We start from the raw sequence: 3,408 nt of genomic DNA, 5'->3' as shown, positions 1-3,408 counted from the left end.
CGGGCACCGGCGGTCCCGCGCCGGCTCAGTCCCGGTACGCGGTCAGGCGCCGCACGTCCAGCCGCACGCCCTGGCCCCAGATCCGGTCGGCGAACAACGCCAGCCCGACCGTGAGCTGCCGGGGCGCGGCCGACTCGGCCGGCCGGCCGTTGTCCCGCAGCGCGTACCCCGGGTCGAGGACGCGGTGCCCGATCCGGTCGACGGTGAGCACCTCGTCGTCGCCGACGTACCAGTGCGCGGTGCGCCGGTCCGCGTCGTAGCGCAGGGCCAGGTCGTGGACGTCCCCCGGCTCGCGGTCGCGGACCGGCACCGCGAACGAGAACCCGCCGTAGGTGTGCGGCGGGAACGCCAGCCGCTCGTAGACGGCGAAGACGCACCGGTCGGTGACGATGAAGTCGAACACCATGCCGGTCTCCCGGTCCATGCAGATCAGCGCCGACGCGCCCAGCCGCAGGTCCCGGCGCGGGTCGGCGACGGTGTCGCCGTACGGGTGGCGGTCCAGACCGTACGCCCGCACGGCCAGCTCCGCCCGCAGCGTGAAGCCGCCGGCCGGCACCGCGAAGCCGGGCAGGCCCGCCGGGGTGTCCCGGTTGGCCATCAGCGCCCAGCGCAGGTGGTCGGTCTCCGACAGCGGCTGCGGCGGGTCGGCGAACGCCGGCTCGCCGGTGCCCGGATCGGTCCCGGTCGGCACCACGGTCAGGCCGCCCTCCCCGGTGACCGTGGCCCCGTCCCCGGCGGGGAAGCCGGGCACCGGTCGCAGCCGCCACCGCGAGGTGGGCCCACCGACCGAGAGCGGACCGGTGAAGTCGTCGTGCAGCACCTCCTCCCCGCTGCGGTGCGGACGGGTCGTGGTCTCGGACTCGGCGCTCATCGCCACCTCCACTGTCGGGTCAGCCGTTGCGCGGCACACCGGCCGCCGGCGGGGCGCTGTGGGTGCTGCTCGGCGCCCAGCCGGTGCGCGACAGCCAGCCGGCGAGGGTGAGCAGCTCGGGGTTCTGCCGGCGCAGGGCCGGGATGTCGGCGTGGTAGCCGATCCGGTTCAGCCAGCCGTAGGCGGTGGCCTGCCACTCGCTCTGCCGGCGCAGCTCCGCCATCGGCACCGGCTCGTAGCGCGTGGGCAGGCCGGTGTGCCGGGCGAACGTGGCGGCGATCTGCTCGCCGGTCAGCTCGTCCCCGGCGAGTTCGATCCGGGCGCCGATGGTCGCCGGGTCGTCGAAGGCCGCGGCGGCGAAGAAGCCGATGTCACCGGAGGCGATCATCTGCAACGGGGTGTCCGGCGCGAGGCCCCGCCGGTAGACCAGCTCGTCGCCCTCCAGCAGCGGCGGGTACTGGGCGAAGTTGTCCATGAAGTAGGTGGGGCGCAGGAACGTCGCCGGCAGGTCGTGCTTGCGGATGCGGTCCTCGATGCGCAGCTTCGCCTCCCGCCAGAACACCCCCTCGGGGCGCTCCGCGCCCCCCACCGAGCTGTGCACGTAGTGCGCCACGCCCACCTCGCCGGCGACGTCGGCCACGGTCAGCCCGTGTCGTTCCTCGGCGGGCACGCCGCCCGGCCCGAGCGGGGTCTGCACGCTGAACACGCCGTACGCCCCGGTCATCGCGGCGCGCACCGAGGCGGCGTCGTCGAGGTCGCCGACCACCAGGGTGGCGCCCCGCGCCGCCAGGTCCCGCGCGGCCGGCCGCTGCGGATCCCGGACGAAGGCGCGCACCGCCCAGCCCCGCCGCAGCAGGTGCCGCGCGGTTCCGCCGCCCTGCTTCCCGGTCGCCCCGAAGACCAGCACCCACCGGTCTGCCCGTGCTGTCACGGCCACCTCCTCGCCCTCGCGGCCACGGCGGGCGACGTCCGCCGCCCGCGTCCTGCCGCCGAAGGCTCACCGGCCGGGATAGAGCCGGCGTCGAGAGCCGGTCGAGGCCGCCGGTTCGAGCGGCCCTCGACCCGGTCTCCAGTCCGGGGCGAGCCGGGGCCCCGACGATCGGGCCGCCGGGTGTGCCGCACCCCCGGCGGGCCGCGCGCGGCGCGGGTCGGACGTCGACGAGGGGCAGGATGACGTGATCTTCACCGAGGACGAGCTGGAGTACCTGAGGTCGCAGCGGCTCGGCCGGCTGGCCACCGCGCAGCCGAACGGCACGCTCCAGAACAACCCGGTCGTCTACTGGTACAACGCCGAGCTGGACTGCATCGACATCGGCGGCCGGGCGATGGCCACCACGCAGAAGTTCCGCAACGTGGCGGCCAACGGCAAGGCGTCGTTCGTCATCGACGACGTGGTCTCGCGCCGCCCGTGGCGGGTGCGGGGCATCGAGATCCGGGGGCTCGCCGAGGCGCTCGTCGACCAGCCGGTCCCGCCGGAGCTGGAGTTCCTCAGCCCGGAGCTGATCCGCATCCACCCCCGGCGGCTGTTCACCTGGGGACTGGACCCGAACCACCTGGCGATGGTCCGGCGCACCGTCGCCCCGGCCACCACCGCCGGCTGACCGCACACCGGCCATCCCCTGTCACGCCGTGCCACGGCGTGCCGACGCCAGAAGGAGACAGATCGTGACGGACAACCTCCGCCGGCTCGTGGACGCGGGCCTGAGCGTGTGGCGGGACGATCCGGCGGCGCTCGCCGCCGACCCGCCGGCCGGAACCGGGCTGGTCGGGACGGCGAGCGTCGGTACGCGCGTCGTCGGCCGGCTGGACCGGGTATCCGGGCGGCGTCGGGCGTGCCACGGGCGGGCGGTGCCGTTCGTCGGGCCGGTACGCGGCGGGCTCGACGCGTGGACGCGGCTCGACGATCGGCCATTCACCCTGGTCGGGGCGGGGCGGCGACCACCGTCAACAGGCGTCGGTGCCGGCGCAGAGGCGGTCCGCCACCGACGACGCGGTCCGGCGGGCCTCGACCGGGGTCGTCTGGTGGTCGACCCGCAGCTGTGCCACCAGGTCGCCCCGGCGGACGAAGAGCCACCGGCTGGGCGTCCCCTCGATCTCGCTGCCCACCAGCAGCGCGTCGTCGCCGCCCAGGGACTCGGCGAGGACCGACAGGGAATCACCCGGGCGGGCCGGCTCACAGCCGGTGACCAGTTGGCGGACCCGTTGCATCACGGTGGCCGCGGAGGTGCCGGAGTGCCGGGTGACCCGTTGGACCAGCCAGTCGCTGGGCGAGTCGAACTGCACCGACCTGCTCGCCACCTGCCCCACCTGAAGCGACGGCGACTCGTTTCCGCAGTAGATGGTCACCGATTCCAGGGACCAGTCGCCGTCGACATTCGTCGTCCTGGTGAAGCCGGTGGGCAGGTCGGCGAGTTGCAGCATCGCCGCGGCGGGGACGGCCCGGCTCGGCGGTCGGGCGGAGGGCGTGCCGCTGGTGGCGGCCGGCCCGGACGGAGTCCGGCTCGGGCTCCCGCTCGGCGTCGGCTCGGCCGACCGGG

At 75.4% G+C, this 3,408-nt stretch carries 4 protein-coding genes; 1 reads left to right on the top strand and 3 read right to left on the bottom strand.

Annotation, left to right across the window (positions count from 1 at the left end; translation table 11 throughout):
* Nucleotides 1–25 precede the first annotated feature (25 nt).
* Complete coding sequence (locus HUW36_RS28665) at nucleotides 26–871, bottom strand: DUF6081 family protein (RefSeq protein WP_174530974.1); 846 nt, start codon at nucleotides 869–871, stop codon at nucleotides 26–28.
* A 19-nt stretch (nucleotides 872–890) separates the two neighbouring features.
* Nucleotides 891–1,802, bottom strand: coding sequence for an NmrA/HSCARG family protein (locus HUW36_RS28660; protein ID WP_246248369.1), 912 nt, complete (start codon nucleotides 1,800–1,802; stop codon nucleotides 891–893).
* 244 nt (nucleotides 1,803–2,046) lie between these two features.
* On the opposite strand from HUW36_RS28660, the gene HUW36_RS28655 reads away from it, so the two are divergent.
* Nucleotides 2,047–2,472, top strand: coding sequence for a PPOX class F420-dependent oxidoreductase (locus tag HUW36_RS28655; protein WP_174530973.1), 426 nt, complete (start codon nucleotides 2,047–2,049; stop codon nucleotides 2,470–2,472).
* A gap of 343 nt (nucleotides 2,473–2,815) precedes the next feature.
* On the opposite strand, the gene HUW36_RS28650 is transcribed toward HUW36_RS28655, so the two are convergent.
* Nucleotides 2,816–3,408 (bottom strand): hypothetical protein (locus HUW36_RS28650; RefSeq protein WP_246248368.1); only part of this gene is annotated, 593 nt, incomplete at its 5' end.

This window comes from Micromonospora maritima, from assembly GCF_902825405.1.
In the GTDB taxonomy this organism is placed as follows: domain Bacteria; phylum Actinomycetota; class Actinomycetes; order Mycobacteriales; family Micromonosporaceae; genus Micromonospora; species Micromonospora maritima.
The sequence above is the reverse complement of the archived record's forward strand: the minus strand, read 5'-3'. Positions and strand labels throughout refer to the sequence as shown.

Bases quoted from the DNA above. Each gene is read 5' to 3' on its own strand.
- HUW36_RS28665 (WP_174530974.1), bottom strand. From the start codon at position 871: ATGAGCGCCGAGTCCGAGACCACGACCCGTCCGCACCGCAGCGGGGAG.